The 17,915-nt window shown below is 60.3% G+C and carries 17 protein-coding genes and 1 tRNA gene; 10 read left to right on the top strand and 8 right to left on the bottom strand.

Annotation, left to right across the window (positions count from 1 at the left end; genetic code table 11):
* Positions 1-23 precede the first annotated feature (23 nt).
* Entirely contained in the window at positions 24-974 is a 951-nt protein-coding gene (locus tag P2W41_RS03495) for an acetyl-CoA carboxylase carboxyltransferase subunit alpha (protein ID WP_404934322.1), read from the top strand.
* A gap of 7 nt (positions 975-981) precedes the next feature.
* Here P2W41_RS03495 and P2W41_RS03490 read toward each other — a convergent pair whose 3' ends face one another.
* Both P2W41_RS03490 and P2W41_RS03485 read right to left on the bottom strand, forming a co-directional pair.
* Positions 982-1,629 carry a glutamine cyclotransferase gene (locus P2W41_RS03490; protein ID WP_292897815.1) on the bottom strand — a complete coding sequence of 216 codons (648 nt, stop codon included), beginning with the start codon at positions 1,627-1,629 and terminating at the stop codon, positions 982-984.
* A gap of 35 nt (positions 1,630-1,664) precedes the next feature.
* The gene (locus P2W41_RS03485) at positions 1,665-2,885 is read right to left on the bottom strand and encodes a helix-turn-helix domain-containing protein (RefSeq protein WP_404934321.1); all 1,221 of its coding nucleotides are present in this window, start codon (positions 2,883-2,885) and stop codon (positions 1,665-1,667) included.
* A 112-nt stretch (positions 2,886-2,997) separates the two neighbouring features.
* Here P2W41_RS03485 and P2W41_RS03480 point away from each other — a divergent pair, with 112 nt between their 5' ends.
* Positions 2,998-3,774 (top strand): thioredoxin family protein, encoded by a 777-nt coding sequence (locus P2W41_RS03480; RefSeq protein ID WP_292897819.1) that lies wholly within the window; start codon positions 2,998-3,000, stop codon positions 3,772-3,774.
* Positions 3,761-4,417 carry a DUF2182 domain-containing protein gene (locus P2W41_RS03475; RefSeq protein WP_404934320.1) on the top strand — a complete coding sequence of 219 codons (657 nt, stop codon included), beginning with the start codon at positions 3,761-3,763 and terminating at the stop codon, positions 4,415-4,417. Before P2W41_RS03480 ends, P2W41_RS03475 begins: the two co-directional genes overlap by 14 nt.
* Positions 4,418-4,432: 15 nt before the next feature.
* On the opposite strand, the gene P2W41_RS03470 is transcribed toward P2W41_RS03475, so the two are convergent.
* From P2W41_RS03470 to P2W41_RS03460, 3 genes are read right to left on the bottom strand one after another with little or no spacing between them, the layout of a single operon-like run.
* Positions 4,433-5,164, bottom strand: coding sequence for an amino acid ABC transporter ATP-binding protein (locus P2W41_RS03470; RefSeq protein WP_404934319.1), 732 nt, complete (start codon positions 5,162-5,164; stop codon positions 4,433-4,435).
* Entirely contained in the window at positions 5,161-5,835 is a 675-nt protein-coding gene (locus tag P2W41_RS03465) for an amino acid ABC transporter permease (RefSeq protein ID WP_292897824.1), read from the bottom strand. Before P2W41_RS03465 ends, P2W41_RS03470 begins: the two co-directional genes overlap by 4 nt.
* Before the next feature lie 29 nt (positions 5,836-5,864).
* Entirely contained in the window at positions 5,865-6,608 is a 744-nt protein-coding gene (locus P2W41_RS03460) for an amino acid ABC transporter substrate-binding protein (protein ID WP_404934318.1), read from the bottom strand.
* 447 nt (positions 6,609-7,055) lie between these two features.
* Here P2W41_RS03460 and P2W41_RS03455 point away from each other — a divergent pair, with 447 nt between their 5' ends.
* Complete coding sequence (locus P2W41_RS03455) at positions 7,056-8,345, top strand: L,D-transpeptidase family protein (RefSeq protein WP_404934317.1); 1,290 nt, start codon at positions 7,056-7,058, stop codon at positions 8,343-8,345.
* Between the two features lie 2 nt (positions 8,346-8,347).
* The gene (locus P2W41_RS03450; RefSeq protein WP_404934316.1) at positions 8,348-8,578 is read left to right on the top strand and encodes a sulfurtransferase TusA family protein; all 231 of its coding nucleotides are present in this window, start codon (positions 8,348-8,350) and stop codon (positions 8,576-8,578) included.
* Here P2W41_RS03450 and P2W41_RS03445 read toward each other — a convergent pair.
* Together P2W41_RS03445 and P2W41_RS03440 are read right to left on the bottom strand one after the other, a co-directional pair.
* Entirely contained in the window at positions 8,575-9,717 is a 1,143-nt protein-coding gene (locus tag P2W41_RS03445; protein WP_404934315.1) for a CobW family GTP-binding protein, read from the bottom strand. The genes P2W41_RS03450 and P2W41_RS03445 overlap by 4 nt on opposite strands.
* A 6-nt stretch (positions 9,718-9,723) precedes the next feature.
* A complete protein-coding gene (locus P2W41_RS03440; RefSeq protein ID WP_404934314.1) occupies positions 9,724-10,839 on the bottom strand; it encodes a D-alanyl-D-alanine carboxypeptidase family protein in 1,116 nt (371 codons plus the stop codon).
* A 401-nt stretch (positions 10,840-11,240) separates the two neighbouring features.
* Between P2W41_RS03440 and P2W41_RS03435 the strand changes: the two genes are divergently transcribed.
* The 3 genes from P2W41_RS03435 to P2W41_RS03425 all read left to right on the top strand — a co-directional run bounded on the left by P2W41_RS03435 (position 11,241) and on the right by P2W41_RS03425 (position 15,269).
* Positions 11,241-12,404, top strand: a complete 1,164-nt coding sequence (locus tag P2W41_RS03435; protein WP_404934313.1) for a M20 aminoacylase family protein — start codon at positions 11,241-11,243, stop codon at positions 12,402-12,404.
* A gap of 85 nt (positions 12,405-12,489) precedes the next feature.
* Positions 12,490-12,566, top strand: a tRNA-Arg gene (locus tag P2W41_RS03430).
* Between the two features lie 687 nt (positions 12,567-13,253).
* A complete protein-coding gene (locus tag P2W41_RS03425; RefSeq protein WP_404934312.1) occupies positions 13,254-15,269 on the top strand; it encodes a DUF4139 domain-containing protein in 2,016 nt (671 codons plus the stop codon).
* 8 nt (positions 15,270-15,277) lie between these two features.
* Here P2W41_RS03425 and P2W41_RS03420 read toward each other — a convergent pair whose 3' ends face one another.
* Positions 15,278-15,754: a MarR family winged helix-turn-helix transcriptional regulator gene (locus P2W41_RS03420; protein WP_007010256.1), complete on the bottom strand. Its 477-nt coding sequence runs from the start codon at positions 15,752-15,754 to the stop codon at positions 15,278-15,280.
* 219 nt (positions 15,755-15,973) lie between these two features.
* Between P2W41_RS03420 and ectA the strand changes: the two genes are divergently transcribed.
* Entirely contained in the window at positions 15,974-16,576 is a 603-nt protein-coding gene (ectA, locus tag P2W41_RS03415) for a diaminobutyrate acetyltransferase (RefSeq protein ID WP_404934311.1), read from the top strand.
* 46 nt (positions 16,577-16,622) lie between these two features.
* A complete protein-coding gene (gene ectB / locus P2W41_RS03410; RefSeq protein ID WP_404934310.1) occupies positions 16,623-17,912 on the top strand; it encodes a diaminobutyrate--2-oxoglutarate transaminase in 1,290 nt (429 codons plus the stop codon).
* Positions 17,913-17,915 lie beyond the last annotated feature (3 nt).

Raw genomic sequence — 17,915 nt, 5'->3', positions numbered from 1 at the left:
CTCGTGTTCGATTTGGCGAGTGAATGTACAACTATCTCGATTTTGAAAAGCCCGTTGCCGATCTCGAAGGCCAGATCCTTGAACTGAAAAAGCTCGCCGAAAGCGGCGAAGCTGTGGACGTCGCCGATGAGATCGCACGCCTTGAGAAACGCTCCAAGGACGCACTGGTAGAAATCTACCGGTCTCTGACGCCCTGGCAGAAGGCACAGGTCGCGCGCCATCCCGACCGTCCGCACTGCCTCGATTATGTACGCGGACTCTTCACCGATTTCACACCGCTTGCCGGCGACCGCGCTTTCGGCGAAGACAATGCGGTGATTGCCGGTTTCGCGCGCTTCAACGGTCAGTCCGTTGCAGTGATCGGCCAGGAAAAAGGCAATGACACGCAGAGCCGGCTGAAGCACAATTTTGGCATGGCCCGGCCCGAAGGCTACCGCAAGGCCGTGCGTGTCATGGACCTGGCGGACCGTTTTGGCATTCCTTTGATCAGCATTGTCGACACGACAGGTGCCTATCCCGGCATCGGCGCAGAAGAGCGCGGACAGGCCGAAGCCATTGCCCAGTCAACGTCGAAATGCCTTGGTCTGAAAGTTCCCAACATCGCGGTTGTCATCGGCGAAGGTGGCTCGGGTGGCGCCATTGCCATCGCCACGGCCAATCAGGTCTACATGCTGGAGCATGCCATCTATTCGGTGATCTCGCCGGAGGGCGCTGCCTCCATTCTGTGGCGCGACTCTGCCCGTGCGAAGGATGCGGCAACCAACATGAAGATCACCGCACAGGACCTCATGGGCCTTAAGGTGATCGACGGCATCATTCCCGAGCCGATCGGCGGCGCGCACCGGGCACCGGAAAAGGTGATCGCTGCGGCCGGCGAGCAGATCGAGAAGGGATTTGCCGAAATGGCCGAGGGCAAGATGGACTATCGCGAGCATCGCCGCGAGAAGTTCCTCGCCATCGGCCGGACGTTGTAAGCCTCGATCAGGCGGCGGAAGCACGCTGGGGTCTGCGCACCACGCGGATGGTACCACTGTTTCCGCCACCACAGAAAAAGCGGTCGCCGCCGTCGGATTCAAGACCCGAAATGCCCATACCGGACGGCATGTCCAGTTGGGTCAGCACTGCCCCGTTTTCGGGGTCGATGCGCCGAAGTTCATTTTCGTCGCCTTCCCACGTGCCGTGCCACAGCTCTCCATCCACCCAGGTAACACCCGTAACGAAGCGGTTGGATTCAATGGTGCGCAGGATCGCTCCTGTCTCCGGGTCGATCTTGTGGATTTTCCGATCACGGAACTGCCCGACCCAAAGTGCGCCATCCGCCCAGGCCAGTCCGGAGCTGCCTCCGTCCTGCGGTGCAGGGATGCTGGCCAGCACCGAGCCGGTTTTCGGATCAATCTTCTGGATCCGGTCTTCCGCGATCTGAAACATGTGCGTGCCGTCGAAGGCCGTGCCCGCCATTGCCGTCATCTCGATCGAGCGAACGATATGGCCTGTTCCGGGATCGACGGCGTTCAACCTGTCTCCCGAAGCAAACCACACATACTGTCCGTCATGGGTGACGCCGTGAACGGCCTCCACGTCCGGGAAGGGGCCGAGTTCCTGGATGATGTCTGCTTTTGATCTGGTCATGATCCATTTCCTTTCCGATTGATCATGGACCGAACCTATCCGTCGGTGATTTTGGCCGGGAGTAACAAGTTTGTCGGGAAACCGGGCAGTGTTGGCACGACCCAGCGGCAGGCGCGACCGCGCCCGAAGGATCGCACCTTCTTCTCCTCCCGCAACCGCTCAAGGGCCCGCTGAACCGTACGGGAACTGACACCCAAAGCCAGTGCAAGCGCCGCGCTGGACCAGGCCTCTCCATCCGCGAGCAGCGCCAGAACATCTGCATGGCTGTCTTCTACGGGCTGCGCCAGAACAACAACGTCCCGCCCCTCTGGAACAGTCAGAACGAAGCCCGCATCTGTTGCGCGCAGACCTGCATGGTGCCTGAGAAGCGCTCGCAATCTGCCGATCTCGACCCGCAGACGCGCGCGGTGGGATTCATCCGCAACCCGGCTTCTGAACGCTTTTGCCACCAGCACCTCGCGAGACACATCCGACGGCCATGCTTCGGCAAGCGCACGTGCAAGAGCGAAGAGAACCGGTCGTGTCTCGAGCCCGATGATCGCGCCTTCACTGCGAATGACATGCCGGCAGGCATCGACCACCAGCGTGTTCGCCGCGAGAAGCGTCTCCACCTGATCAAGCTGGAGCAACGCTTCACGCTTGCTCGTCACCAACCTGGCAGCAGGCGCCTCGAGCGCCCGTTTGGCCGTCTCAACCTCGCTGACCAGTGCGGGGATGCCCGCCTGCCTTGCAGCAGCGGCAGCGCGCTCCAACGCGGTCCGCGCCTTCCTTGCTTCAACCCGACGCATGGCGATGCCGGCGACCACCATCTCGCAGCCGGCCTGTGCCTGCAGTGGCAGCAGGCGCGGATCGAGCGCATCAAGCGCGTGCTCGGCCTCATCCAGACGGCCGATCAGCAGGAGATGCCGCGCGGAGAGGTAACGGGCATAGGCGGCGTTGACGGTGTCGCCGTGTCGTTCGAGCGTATCGCGAGCCCGTTGAAGCGCCTCCTCCGGCCAGCCCAGATCGCGTGAGACGAGGGCGATCTCGGCTTCCGCCACGACACAGCGCGCCCGCGCCCTGTGCTCCCGCGGACTGAATGCGCGGGCCGCGCGGCGCAAAAGCGCCTTGGCCAGATCCAGATCGCCAAGCTGCGCCATGGCAATGCCACGCAATGCGAGTGCCGGCGCATCACTACGCAGGGCAATGCGATTGAGCGCGCCCAGAGGGTCACCCGCCGCCAGGGCACGGCCCGCTGCCGTGATCAGAGCGTCCATCTAAATCGCGTCACGATTGTCACTCTCACCCCCGAAAACCGATCCCTACTCTAGCCGACAGCCGCCCGCCGACAAGACGCGGATGACGGGCGGCAATGCAAAGGAGAAAACCATGACCGTACACTTAACCGGAACACGTGAGGAATGGCGCGCAGCGCGGCTGGCGCTTCTGCAGGAGGAAAAAGAGCTCACCAGACGCAGCGATGCGCTGGCACAGAAGCGCCAGCAGCTCCCCTGGGTGCGCATCGACAAGGAGTATCGCTTCGACACGGAGAAGGGCGAAGCCTCGCTGCCTGATCTTTTTCAGGGACGTTCGCAGCTTCTCGTCTACCATTTCATGTTCGGCCCGGACTATGAGGTGGGCTGCCCCTCCTGCTCTGCCATAGCGGACGGGTTTGATGGCTCGGTGGTTCATCTGGCCAATCACGATGTGACCCTGATGGCCATATCCCGCGCACCGCTCTCAAAGCTGATGGCTTTCAGGAAACGGATGGGCTGGTCCTTTCCATGGGCCTCTTCCGGCAAGTGCGACTTCAATCAGGATTTCGGGGTTGGCTTCACGAAAGAGCAGCAAGCCGAAGGCATCGAATACAATTTCCGCAGCGAACCTCCGATGAAGAACTCGCTGGCCGGCAAAACGATGGCGACCTGGGATGGCGACAGCCCCGTTGCCCAGACTGCCGCGATGACGGGGACCGACGTACCAACCTTCACACGCGAACGACCCGGTGCAAGCGCATTCGTGCTGGAGGACGGCGTGGTCTACCACACCTACTCGGCCTATTCGCGGGGGCTGGACGGGCTATGGGGCATGTATCAGTGGCTCGATCGCACGCCCAGGGGACGCAACGAGACCGGCATGTGGTGGCGCCATCATGACAAATACTAAAGCGCTCCCCGTGGCGCTCGCCCTGGCCACGACGCTGGGGCTCTCCGCTCTCTGCTGGGGTGTCATGGCGCAGAGGTTGGGCACCATGCAGATGGGGCCGTCCGCCCCACTCGGCCCGCTTCCTGCGTTCATTGCAATGTGGGTCACGATGATGGCTGCGATGATGTTGCCCGGTATCGCACCAACCGTTGTGAAGACTGCCAGAGGTGGCGCTTCAAGTACAGCCGTGCTGGGGTTCGTTGCCGCCTATCTCATCGTCTGGGCCGTGATCGGCCTGCCGGTCTATCTGCTCTACCAGCCTCACGGCACCGCCATTGCGGGCATCGTCACGATTGCGGCAGGCCTATACGAGCTTACTCCGGTCAAGAAGGAGGCTCGCCGGTGTTGCCATGACCCGATAGCATCCGGAGTTGAATGCGGACTCTTCTGCGTCGTGGCGACCATGGGACTGATGGCAATGCAGATCGCCATCGGCGTCATGAATCTTGGCTGGATGGCGGCGGTGACACTCATCATTTGCGTGCAGAAACTGATACCGCCGCGCGCAGTGCTGGACACCAGCCTGGCCCTGGGCCTGATCGCCCTCGGGCTCGCCATCATCGCCGTTCCGGAACACGTGCCCGGCCTAATGCCGGACATGTGAGGATCAGCAGCCCGATCAAAGCACCTTGCGCAGAAATGCGCGGGTGCGCGGGTCCTCCGGATTGCTGAACATCCTCTCGGGCGGGCCCTGCTCGACGATTCTTCCGCCATCCATGAACAGGACGCGGTCGGCTATGTCGCGGGCGAACTGCATTTCGTGCGTGACGATCAGCATGGTCTGACGCGCATCGGCCACGCGCTTCAGCAATTGAAGCACCTCATCCACCCATTCGGGATCGAGCGCTGAGGTGGGTTCGTCGATCAGCATGATCTCGGCCTCCGCCGCCATGGCGCGACCTATGCCGACACGCTGTTGCTGACCACCGGACAACGCGGCCGGGTAGCTCTGCGCCTTGTCGGCGAGACCGATGGTGGCCAGTATCTCTTCGGCACGGGCATTCGCCCTCGCCCTGTCCCAGCCCCGGACGGTGATGAGACCCTCGGCGATGTTGTCGCGCGCGGTCTTGTTGGCAAAGAGCGCGTAGTTCTGGAACACGAAGGAGGTCTGCCGCCTGAGCGCCAGTTCGTCCGCCGAACCTGCCCTGCGCGCGTCGACGGTGACGGGGCCGATGGTGATGGTTCCCTCGTCCGGCCTTTCGAGAAAGTTGAGCGAGCGCAGCAGCGTCGACTTCCCTGTGCCGGACGGGCCGATGATGGCAACACGCTCACCCGAACGGATATCGAGATCGATGCCATCCAGAACGGTATTGTCGCCGAAACGCTTGGTGAGCCCCCGGACAGAGATCATCGCGCCACCGCCTTTCCGAGCCGCGCCTCAAGTTGGCGTTGGACCACCGTAAGCGCCTCGACAATCACCCAATAGATGATCGCCACCAAAATGAAGGCCTCGAAATAGAGAAAGCTGCCGGCGGCTTCCTTCTGGGCAGCGCCCATCAGCTCCGTCACGCCCAGCGTGAAGGCAAGCGAAGTGCTCTTGATGATGTCAACGAAGTAGTTGACGAGGGTCGGAGCAGCTATGCGGGCCGCCTGCGGCAGGATGATGCGACGCATCATCTGCGCTGTCGTCATGCCAACAGAGCGCGCCGCTTCCCATTGTGAACGGTCAACCCCGAGGATCGCAGCGCGAATGCTCTCTGCCATATAGGCCGCGAAATGCAGGGTGATCCCCATGATCGCCGCGGTAACCCCATTGATGGCTGTCAGAAACGAAAACACCTGCGGCAGGCCGTAATAGAACAGGAAAAGCTGTACCAGCAGGGGTGTGCCGCGGAAGAAGCTGATGAACACCTGTGTGAGGCCATCGAGAAGAGGGACACGCATGACGCGCACTATGGCCATCAATGACGCTAGCAACAGCGCAAGGACCATTGCCACCGACGCCATGGCGAGCGTCAGCGGCACATATTTGAGAAGCACGGGGACGAGCCCCAGCATATAGTCGAGATCAAGTGGTCTCATCGTCCCCGGCTCTCATTGGCGTTGCGTGTTTACTGGGTAATGTCGGTGCCGAACCATTTCTGCGAGATTTCGGTCAGCGTGCCGTTTTCCTTTAGCGTGGTGATGGCCGCATCCACGCGGTCGCGCAGCGCCTTGCTTTCATCGTCGTTGCGGAACGGGAGCGCGTTGCGGATCTCGGAAAAGGGCTGGCCGGCGAGCGCCAGCGGCAGCGGCGTTTCCTTGATCACCTGGCTGGCGCTGACGCGGTCCATGACGAAAGCGTCGACGCGGCCGAGCGCCGTGTCCTGCTCGAGATTGCTCTCATAGGTCTTGATGTCGATCTCGTCGGCATAGGGCAGTTCGCGCAGAAGCTGCTCGAAATTGGAGCCAAGGTTGACGGCGACCGAGCGGCCCTTGAGGCTTTCAGGTCCGGTGATCTCACCCTCATTGCCCTTCTTCACGACCACCTGCGCGCCATCGATGACATAAGGCTGCGAGAAGGCAAACTTCGCCTCGCGCTCGGGAGTGATGGTGATCTGATTGGCGATGGTGTCGATACGGCCGGACTCGAGCGCGCCGACAAGGCCGGAAAAGCTCATCGTGACATACTCCACCTCGTCACCCGTCTCCTTGACCACGGCGTCAATGAAATCCACCTCGAAGCCCTGAAGCTTGTCCTGCTTGACGAAGGTGAACGGGAAATAGCCGCCCGACATGCCCACACGGATGGCTTCTGCGTTGGATGCCGAAACAGTGGCGGCGAAAATTGCTGCTATTAGTGCCAGTTTGCGCATTGTAATCTCCAGCGGCGCCATGCGCCTGCGTGTTGCTTGGTGCGGCACAAATAGCCAGTGTAGAAAAAATTTCTATACACTGGCGATAATGGCAAGATAAAAAGCCAGTTTTTTGTCTTTTAATCCATAGTTTTAGTACATAATACTATAAAATATGGATTGTTGAGCATGCTTTGGCTGCCCCGTCCGCAGCGTCGATGGCGGGTTTCTGCCGCTAAGGCAGGGACAGGGAGCGCAGGCACCACTTGCGCGCCGACCATTCCTCGCCTAGAAGCCGCGAAAAGGCCACAAAGCCCGACAAAATGCCACGAAAAGGTCACGGCCTGGCTGCAATGCCTAACGAGCCGGGTAATCTTTTCGAAAGCATAAGGGTTCATTTTCTATAAGCGGAGTGGCATTCTAGAATCTCCGCATGGGGCCCAAATTGGCGGGACGCGACAACATTCCATGACACGCCTGATCAAATATGCCTTCTTGCTGTCGACAGCGCTCGCGCTCGCCGCATGCAACGAAACATTTGAAGACATCGCGCCAAAGGCCGAGCGTCAGTTGCCGGCACGCATCGTGCAGACGATGAAGGCCAAGGGGATGAGCAAGAACTCTCCCGTCATGATGCGTATCTTCAAGGAAGAAGGAAAGCTTGAGGTCTGGAAGGCCAGGACCAATGGCCGCTACGACATCATCGCCAGCTACGACATCTGCAAATGGTCGGGCCAGCTCGGGCCGAAATTCACAGAGGGTGACCGCCAGGCGCCAGAAGGTTTCTACACGGTCCGCCCCGGCCAGATGAACCCGAAATCAAGCTATTATCTTGCTTTCAACATCGGTTTTCCGAACGCCTACGACCAGGCAAATGGCCGGACGGGCAAACACCTGATGGTCCATGGCGCCTGCTCGTCCGCCGGCTGCTATTCAATGACCGACGAGCAGATCTCGGAAATTTACGCATTTGCCCGCGATTCCTTCAACGGCGGGCAGCGCGAGTTTCAGGTGCAGGCGTTCCCCTTCCGCATGACAGCGGAAAACATGGCACGCTACCGGAACGACCCGAATTACGATTTCTGGAAAATGCTCAAGGTCGGTTACGATCACTTCGAACTGACCAAGATCCCCCCGAAGGTCGATGTGTGCGGCAAGCGCTACGTCTTCAACAGCGAACCCGTGGACGGACAGAGCTTTTCCCCGACTGCCGCGTGCCCGCCAATGAGCCAGCCTGAATCGCTGCTCACTGCCTATCGTCAGCACCAGGCGCTTTACGACATCGCATTCAACAAGGCTCTCAAAACACAATCGACGGCGCAGCGCTCTGAGACGATAGCCGGGCATGAGGAAGCCCGTCTGGTTGCGGACTGGAGCAAGCGCCGCGCCCGTGGTGAGAAGGTTTCGCGCCTGCCGCCCAACATTCCGTCTCCAACGGCGGTCGCTGCAGCACCTCAACCTGCATCCACGCCTGCTATCGCTGCTACAGCTTCTGCCTACACGGCCGAGCCTGCGTCGCGCCTTCAGAGCGCGCTGGAAGCCGCTGCCGCCCAGCCTGAACAGCGAGAGCCTGAACAGCAAGAGGCTGCAGACAACCCTGCTCCTGCCGTGACGGAAGCGACGGTCGAGGGCACCGTTCCGAATCCGACACCGCGGCCTGACACAAGCGCCGAACGCACCGCATCCGTCCCGGCTCCGGCCACTGGCGGCCAGGGAACCTCGCTGCGCCGCCGCTTTCAGAATATCTTCAGCCGCTGATCGTGACAGCCGCACCGCAGACATACGACCTCAAGGGGCTCAACTGCCCCTTGCCTGTTCTGAAAGCGCGCAAGCGCCTTGCAGATATGCCGAGTGGAGGCCGGCTTTGGCTGGAAACCACTGACCCGCTGGCGGTCATAGACATTCCGGCATTCTGCAACGAGCATGGGCACCTGCTCGTCGAGACCGAAGCGACCCCTGACGGTCATCGCTTTCTGGTGGAACGAGGCTAAGGACGAAACCCGGCTATGGCGAGCGGGTTGTCCTCAAGGGCGGCTCTGTCGGGCGTGTCGATCGCCGCTTCACCCACAAAGGCCGCGAACAGGCCCTTCACATAGGTTTCATCGAGGCCGGTTCCGATAATGACGAGGCGCACGCCGCGCGTCCCGTCGGGCCACCCCGTCAGATATCGCGGCTCATGCAGGATCTGGCGCACCCCCTGCACGACAAGCGGACGATCGGGCTGCCCGCTGAGCTCCACGAGGCCCTTCAGCCGCAGAATATGCGGTCCGCACTGGCTGCGCAGAAGGTCGAGAAAACTCTCGATTGCCGGCCCGCTGATGGGACGGTCATGCGTCAGCAGTATCGTCTCGAAGGCTGCGCTATGTCCATGCCCATGGTCATGCCCATGCCCATGCCCATGGTTGTGGTCGCGGTTGTGGTTGTGGTCGTGGTCGTGTTGGTGCTCGTGATCATGGTCATCACTATGATGCTGATTTGGCGAAGCCTCACGCAGGACCGCTGCGGCGCGCGAACCAATCTCGAGCGCACTGCAATCGATAAGAGCGGCTGCCTCCATCTCGTCCACCCGAAGTGGCTTTAGACCTGGTGCAAGCTTGGCAAGATGTGCTTTCAGATCGCGAAGAACATCCGCTTCAACCATGTCGGTCTTGGTGAGAAGAAGCCTGTCGGCCACCGCCACCTGATGCCGGGCCTCCTCGTGCGCTTCGAGCGTCGCACGCCCGTGCATGCAATCAACCAGAGTAACGACGCCATCAAGCCGGAAACGGGCAGCGAGCGCCGGGTGGGCGGCAAGTGCCTGCAGGACCGGCACAGGATCTGCAAGGCCTGTCGTTTCGATCACCACACGTTTTAGACTGGCTGCGCGGTCGTTCGTCAGCCGTTCGTCGAGCCCGAGCAGCGTATCCACCAGCGCACCGCGTACAGTGCAGCAAAGGCAGCCATCGGATAGCTCGACGACCCCATCGGAAGCCTCTCCCACCAATAGATGATCAATGCCCACCGCACCGAACTCATTGACGATCACCGCTGTGTCCGAAAGAGCCGGATCCCGCAAAAGCCGATTGATCAAGGTGGTCTTGCCGGCGCCGAGAAAGCCCGTGACAAGCGTCAATGCAATATGGTTGGCCATATCGTTTCAGCCGCCCTGCGCTGTCTCGGCCGTGGCACTTTTCAAAGGATAATCCGGCCGTGGCGTCGGAATCGGAACATCGGCGTAGCGCGGCACGGAGGGCGCAGGACCGGTAGCCCCGCCAAGACTGATCGCCACGGCGCGCGGCTCGTGATCCATCGCCGTCAGATAAGGCGAGCGTTCTACCAGGAGATTGTCATCGTCACCGCGTTCAAAACGCGCCTTGACCGCCGCTTCCGAACAGACCTCGGGGCGCATGTCGACCGCCACGTCCCGCCCCTCCCCATAAGGCGCGAAAGAGGCGATGGAGGGGGAAACCGCACCTTGAATCCTGAACCCTTCCGCAAGCAGGCGTGCGGCTTCCTCGCCGCGCTCCACCTGCGATGGAGCACCCAGCACGATGGTCGCAAGCGTGCGGCCATTGCGTGTGGCCGTAGCCGCCAGATTGAAGCCGGACGAACACACATAACCCGTCTTCATGCCATCGGCGCCCGGAAAGCGGCCGATCAGCCAGTTGTAATTCGGCAAGACCTTGTCGCCGGTGCGTATCGCCTCAAGCGAAAAATAGTGCGCGTGCTGCGGGAACTCGGTGCGGATGGCCCGCACGAGAAGCGCCAGATCACGCGCGGTGGTGTATTGCTCGGTAGAGAAAAGGCCGTGCGGATTGACGTAATGGGTTCCGGACATGCCAAGCTTTCGGGCTGTAGCATTCATGCGTTCTGCAAATGCACCAACCGAACCACCGACGTTCTCGGCAATGGCCGTCGCCACGTCATTCGCTGATTTGACCATGATCAGCTTGATCGCGTTGTCGAGAGTCAGCACCGAGCCGGCCGGATAGCCCATCTTGCTCGGCGGCTCCCGCGTTGCCCGCTTCGAAATCGTAACCGGCGAATCGAATTGCAGCTCGCCATTCCGCACCGCCTCGAAAGCCACATAGGCCGTCATCAGCTTGGTCAGCGATGCAGGATACCACCGCTGGAAGGCATCTTCATGGGACAGAACCCTGCCGCTGTTGACATCGAGAACGATCGTCGGCCCTGCCAACGCCGGCAGAACTGCCGCGATCATCCCCATCACTGCCCCGGCCACAACGGGCGTGGCGAACCTTGCGAAACACATGCGCATTATCCGAATTTCATGTCCGCCTGAAAAATCAGGCACAATTGTTGACCCGTATACCGATCATGACCCGATGCGCCAGCAGAACGAAGTCAACGACCAGACTTAAACCCTGTTCGTTTCTCGCTGATGAAACCGGGACCATTTAACGCGACCCGGTACTTATAGCAAAAAACCATTATGCCGGCGTCTGAATCTCACTCGCGGAAGCCGGCGGGTGGCGCGCGAAAGTCGGAACTGGCCCATGCGGATCAGCTTGCAATCGCACGCAATCACATCTTACCTGCTTCACAGCTTCAGACTGATGACCACAGGATGGATGCGGGCCCACCGGCACTTTTGCGAAACCCGCTCCACAATGAGACCCGAATACCGGCAAAAATTTGAAGGAAGTGCAAAACATGCCGATCTTGAACCGTTCTGCGGAGTTGCAGGCAGAAATCACAGAATGGCGACGTGATATTCACCGCAATCCCGAACTTCTCTTCGATGTGCATCGCACCGCCGGTTTCGTGACGGAGAAACTCCGGGAGTTCGGTTGTGAAGAGGTCGTGACCGGACTTGGCAAGACGGGCGTTGTCGGCATTATCCAGGGCAGGTTGGGCAACGGCCCGACCATTGGCCTGCGGGCCGATATGGACGCCTTGCCGATGACGGAGATGACGGGCAAACCCTGGACCTCCACATCCCCGGGAAAGATGCATGCATGCGGTCATGACGGACATACGGCGATGCTTCTCGGCGCCGCCAAATACCTTTGCGAAACACGCAACTTCAAGGGCAGGGTCGCGGTGATTTTCCAGCCGGCCGAGGAAGGCGGCGGCGGCGGCAACGAAATGGTGAAAGAAGGCATGATGGAGCGCTTCGCCATTGAGCGCGTCTTCGGCATGCACAATCTGCCTGGGCTGCCGATCGGCCAGTTCGCGACCAGAGCCGGGCCTATCATGGCTGCCACTGCGGAATTTGTGATCACAGTGAAGGGACGCGGTGGTCACGCTGCCATGCCGCACACGGTGGTCGACCCCATTCTTGCCGCCAGCCAGATCGTCACAGCGCTCCAGAGCATCGCGTCGCGCAATGTACACCCACTCGACTCTGTGGTGGTTTCGGTCACCAAGTTCCATGCCGGAGATGCCTTCAACGTGATTCCGGATACGGTGGAACTGGCCGGTACTGTGCGCACTCTCAAGAAGGAAGTGAATGCCGATGCCGAAAGCCGGATGCGCACAATCTGTGCAGGCGTGGCGGCGGCTCACGGAGCCGCGGTTGAGATCTTCTACGATTCCAATTATCCGGTGACGTTCAACCACGCTGAGGAAACGGCCTTTGCGAGCGCCGTGGCTAGCGAGATTGCCGGCGCGGCGAATGTGGACACCGACATTACCCCCACCATGGGCGGCGAAGACTTTTCCTACATGCTTGAAGCGCGCCCCGGTGCTCTCATCTTCATCGGCAATGGCGACAGCGCCGCGTTACACAACACGGCCTATGATTTCAACGACGACGCCATCCCGCATGGCGTCAGCTATTGGGTGCGGCTTGCTGAAAACGCCCTGGCGGGCTGATCCCGCCGCGACCTATGGACGGGTTCTGCATGATGCCCATTTCATCTTGGCGAACCGGCTTCATCGCGTTATGAGAGGGTTTAGCGGTCCCGTAGCTCAGCAGGATAGAGCATCAGATTCCTAATCTGAGGGTCACAGGTTCGAATCCTGTCGGGATCGCCATTCATCAGCGGGTCCATTCTCGTCACATTGCCTGGATTCATCAGCGGAGATAGTGTTTTCATCTTCTCCGTCACGTGTGGTCTCCGTTGCCTCTGCACGAACTTTGACAGGGTCCAGTGTGAGCCGTCGAATGTCTATGGGCCTGAAATAAAGCATGACCGCAAGAACCAGAAAGCTAAACACCACCGATATTGGAACAGCGAGTTCCGATACAAACAAAACGAAATTCCCCATACTTTCTCGCTTAATGCAGTTTCAGGGGAACCAAGAGATGCTTCGCGTTCTCGATCGTCCTTCATCACACCTAGCTTAAACGGCTAAGTGTTATATACTTCAAATACCCGCAATAATTGCAATGCGATCAAGGTCCCCACCCATCGAATAGAAACGATCTAACGCAAATTTGCCGGCTTTAAATTAACTTGAGTTAAGTTTCCGCGTCTTTCTTCCGCTACGTCAGCATAATCACCGTCCGTATCAGTATGGCGGTGCCCCATCCACACCAGGCCAAATACACTCGAGAAGGTCTGACAAAGGTGGAGAACGGCGAGGGAGCGGCCTCGGATATCCGCACCTTTCTTCTGCACGATTTTTGCGGCTCATGCCACGATCCGATCCATATGCACTGCTAGCGAAAAGACGTTTCAGCCTTATCCGGCCCATTCCCGGCCAGCGTGGAGAAATGATGTGAGAGCGAATCCAATCCCCAATGTGAACCGCAACATCGTGCGCGCCGCACTATACGGCGCCTGTTTTGCCCTGGCACAGGCGACACCGTCGGCCCTGGCCGACATCATCGATAACGGGCGGATCAAGGCGATCACGCTTTCCTCCGGCGGGCTGGCCGAGGTGAGGCGCTCCGCACGCATCGATGGAGATGGCACGCTCCGCGTCGATATTCCGCTCGACCAGGTGGACGACTTTTTGAAAAGCCTGGTTGTGAGAGATCCCGCAGGCACCATAGATGCGGTCACGCTGGATGGGCTTTCCCCGGTGGAAGAGACGTTTCGCCGGCTTCCGTTCAGCCCGGGTGACATGGGCTCTGTGCCAGCACTGGCTGCTGCGCTTCAGGGTATCTCAGTGCGCGCCACTTCGGGCGGGCGCTCCGTCGAAGGCATGATTCTCGGTGTCGAAACAGAGCAGGCAGGCAGCGAGGAAGCACCGCGCACCGAGCGGGTTCTCACCGTGATGACCGCAGATGGCACGCTAGAGCTTCTGAAACTTGGTATGGACACCAGACTGGACATACTCGACGAGGCACTCAAGGAACGATTGCGCGAGGCGGCCAAGGTGAGCGGACGCGGGCGCACGGATACCATCAGGTCTGTAGCGATCGCACTGTCGGGAACCGGCGAACGCGATATAGCGGTTTCTTACGTAGTGCCTGCTCCGGTTTGGAAAACAGCCTATCGGCTCGTTTCAGACGGCGAAGACACAGCGCGCCTGCAGGCATGGGCAGTGATTGAAAACGCAACCGGAGAAGACTGGGAGGGCATTGGTCTTACGCTCTCATCCGGAGCACCGGTAACACTCGCCCAGAAACTGCATCAGCGCTATTGGAGCGCACGCCCGGACATTCCCGTGGCCGTCGGCAACGCCGCGCCGCCACGACCGGACGCTTCAGCCGGCCTGGAGATCGCTCAAATGGATTCCGCCCCCCGCCACATGCGTGCATTCAACGGCGCCGCAGCTCCCGCGCCGATGGCCGACATGGTTATGGAAGAGCCTTCCGCCCCCACCAGTCGCACCGCGGCGCAAGAGGGCCGAACGAGCGCCACCTACCATTTGCCGAACCCCATTCACCTTGCAGCGGGACAGAGCCTCTCCGTGCCATTCGTGGACGCCGAGATCGAAGCTGAGCGGGTCTCAGTCTTTCAGCCAGAGAGCGGTGGGATCCACCCAATCGCTGCGGTTTTCCTCAAAAACGGCACCGAAGCCAGCCTGCCGCCTGGGATCGTCACGGTCTATGATCGCACGAGCGGTTATGTGGGCGATGCGCAGCTTCTGGGCATTCCGGCCGGCGAGAGCCGCATGGCAAGCTTTGCCAGCGATCGCAAGGTCGAGATCACAACGGAAACGAAACCGCAGGAGATCGTCGGCGAGGTAGCGATCAGCGAGGGCGTTCTGCGCACGACGACGGTTTCACGAATCACCACCACCTACAGGATCAAGGGGGCTTCGGACGCAAAGCGTACAGTACTGATCGAACACCCACGTCGCGATGGGTGGCAGATGGAAGCCGCCGCGCTCGATAGCGCAACCCCCACCCACTATCGCCTCCGCGCCACGGTGGAAGCCGGCGGAACATCCACCATACGGGCCGTGATGGAACGCAGCCACATGGAGAGTTTCGCTCTCACCGAAGCCAGCGCCGATGCGCTTTATGTATGGGCCGGCTCAGCCACCGACAGTGATACCGACAAAAAGCTGAAGGAGCTTGCCGCGCTCAAACGGGAGGCCACAGCGGCAGAGCGCACTGTGGCGAACCTCCAGCAGGCGCTGGAGCGGGCTGCCGGCGACCAGGCCCGCATTCGCGACAATCTGGGCTCCCTCCCCGGCGAAAGCGCCCTGGCCGAGCGCTACATGCGCATGCTCGAAGAAGAGGAAAATCGGATTGCCGCGCTCAATCAGGAAAGAGCGAAGGCCGAACGCGATCGGGATCGTCTGAATGGCGAGGTGCGGGCGTATATCAGCAGACTCTGAAAACGCCTTTACTTGCGATCCACCGCGCCGACATCGAGCAGCGGCGCGGCATCCAGTGCACCGGCATTAAGCATTGCGCCAACACGCTCAAGCGCAGCGACGATCATTCCCTGCTCCCAGTCGGGCAGGGCCTGAAACTGCTCGGAAAACGTCTTCTGCAGCGGATCGGGAGCAGCGCTCAGGAGAGCCCGTCCTTCCTCCGTCGGCGCGACCCAGACCACACGCTTGTCGCGTTCGCTGCGGGTGCGGGTGACGAGGCCGCGCGCCTCCAGCTTGTCGACCAGAGACGTTGCGGTCGCCTGTCCGACGCCGGCCTTGCCGGAGATATCCTTGGGCGTCGCCCTGCCGGCTGCAGCGACGATTTCAAGCACGATGAGCTGCGGTGTCGTCAGCCCGGTCGCCCGGGCGAGCGTCCGCGCGTTCAACTCTGTTGCACGCAGAATACGCCGCAACGCGATCAGGCTCGTTTCGGTACGATCTTCCATGTCGTCATTCCCAAACTCGCAGGCCGAAAGGGCGATTCTTGGCCGCCACTCCCCGCATATCTATGGATAGCAGAGAAAATATATTTTGATTAGCGAATAAAATTTTCCTTGGAAACCCATTCATTTCATGGGCTTGAGCGCTCTACGGAACCATTTCTGTTTCCAGCGGTTGAAATATCCTTCGATAGTCATAATATTCGGCGCGCTATGAGGAGACCAATGGCCATTACTGATATCAAGCTTGTACGCAAGCGATCGCCCGAAATTGTCTATCGCCCCCCGCGCAAGGAAGACGGCGCGGACGTGTGGCGGCTCATCCAGTCCTGTGAGCCGCTCGACGAGAATTCACTCTACTGCAATCTGTTGCAGTGCGACCATTTCGGCGACACATGCATCGCCGCCGAAAGAGCCAGCGACGGAGCGCTGGTAGGCTGGGTTTCAGCCTATCTTCTGCCCGATGAAGACAACACACTGTTCGTCTGGCAGGTTGCCGTGGACAAGAGCGTCCAGGGCATGGGCGTCGGCAAGAAGCTGCTCGCTGCATTGCTTGACCGGGAAGCCTGCGAGAACGTGCAGGCACTCAAGACCACCATCACCTCCGACAACAAGGCAAGCTGGGGCCTGTTTACCTCGCTCGCCCGCAGCCGCGGCGGTGAATTGAGCCACGAGCCTTACTTCCGCAAGGATGCGCATTTCGATGGCAAGCATGCCACCGAACACATGGTGACAATCCAGTTCACTGAAAATGCATCTGGCAATTTGAGCGGAAACTGGATGTCCCTGCGCAAAGCAGGCGAGGCCCGGAGCGACGACGCCGCCTGATCGCGGCGTCCACAACCGCACGACCGAACAATCCGAAGGAAAAGACATGACGACCGTTACGACGGACGACAAACAGATTTTCACGCGACGCGAGTCGGAAGCGCGCAGCTATTGCCGCAGCTTCTCCACCGTGTTCACAAGGGCGAAGGGCGCGACTCTCACAGACGCCGAAGGCCGGGACTATATCGACTTTCTGGCCGGCTGTTCGAGCCTGAACTATGGCCACAACGACCCGGACATGAAGGCAGCGCTGATCGAGCATATCGAGCGCGATGGTGTCACCCACGGGCTAGACATGCACACCGACGCGAAGGCCGAGTTTCTCAAAACCTTCGAGCGGCTGATCCTGCGTCCGCGCGACATGGATCACCGTGTCCTCTTCACCGGCCCGACGGGTGCCAACGCCATCGAGGCTGCGCTCAAGATCGCCCGCAAAGTGACGGGACGCCAGAACGTCGTGTCCTTCACAAACGGCTTCCACGGCGTCACGCTTGGCGCGCTGGCAGCCACCGGCAATGGCTATCATCGCGGCGGAGCCGGCGTGCCGCTCAACCACGTCACGCGCATCCCCTATGACAGCGCGATGGGCGGCGACATCGATACGGCAGATCTCCTGAACCGGATGCTTTCGGAGCCCTCCAGCGGCGTTGAAAAGCCGGCTGCAATCCTGCTCGAAACCGTGCAGGGTGAAGGCGGGCTGAATGCCGCATCGCGCGAATGGGTGCGTCGCGTCAGCGAGATTGCCCGCGCCCATGGCGCGCTGCTGATCATCGACGACATTCAGGCGGGCTGCGGCCGTACCGGCAATTTCTTCTCCTTTGAGGAGATGGGCATCTCGCCGGACATCATCACCATGGCGAAATCGCTTTCGGGCTATGGCCTTCCGTTCGCAACGGTTCTGGTGAAGCCGAAATATGACGTCTTCGGCCCGGCCGAGCACAACGGCACCTTCCGCGGCAACAACCATGCCTTTGTCACCGCACGCGTGGCGCTTGAAAAATTCTGGGCGGACGACACGTTCCGCAACACGATCGCCGAGCGCAGTGCCTATCTGGAAAAGCGCCTCAACGAGATCGCCGCGCTTCTGCCCGATGCCCGCGTGAAGGGCCGGGGCATGATGATGGGTGTGGACGTGGGCTCCGGCGAGCTGGCGAGTGACATCTGCAAACGCTGCTTCCGCGATGGCCTGATCATCGAGACCTCCGGGGCGCATGATGAAGTGGTGAAGATCCTTTGCCCGCTCAACATCGAGCAGGAGACCTTTGAGCGCGGTCTGGACATTCTTCAGTCTGCCGTCGCCGAAATAAGCCAGAACACAAAAATCGCTGCGGAGTAACGA

Source organism: Nitratireductor sp. L15S-10, assembly GCF_045011005.1.
Taxonomy (GTDB): domain Bacteria; phylum Pseudomonadota; class Alphaproteobacteria; order Rhizobiales; family Rhizobiaceae; genus Nitratireductor.
This window is presented reverse-complemented; position numbering and strand designations above follow the sequence as displayed.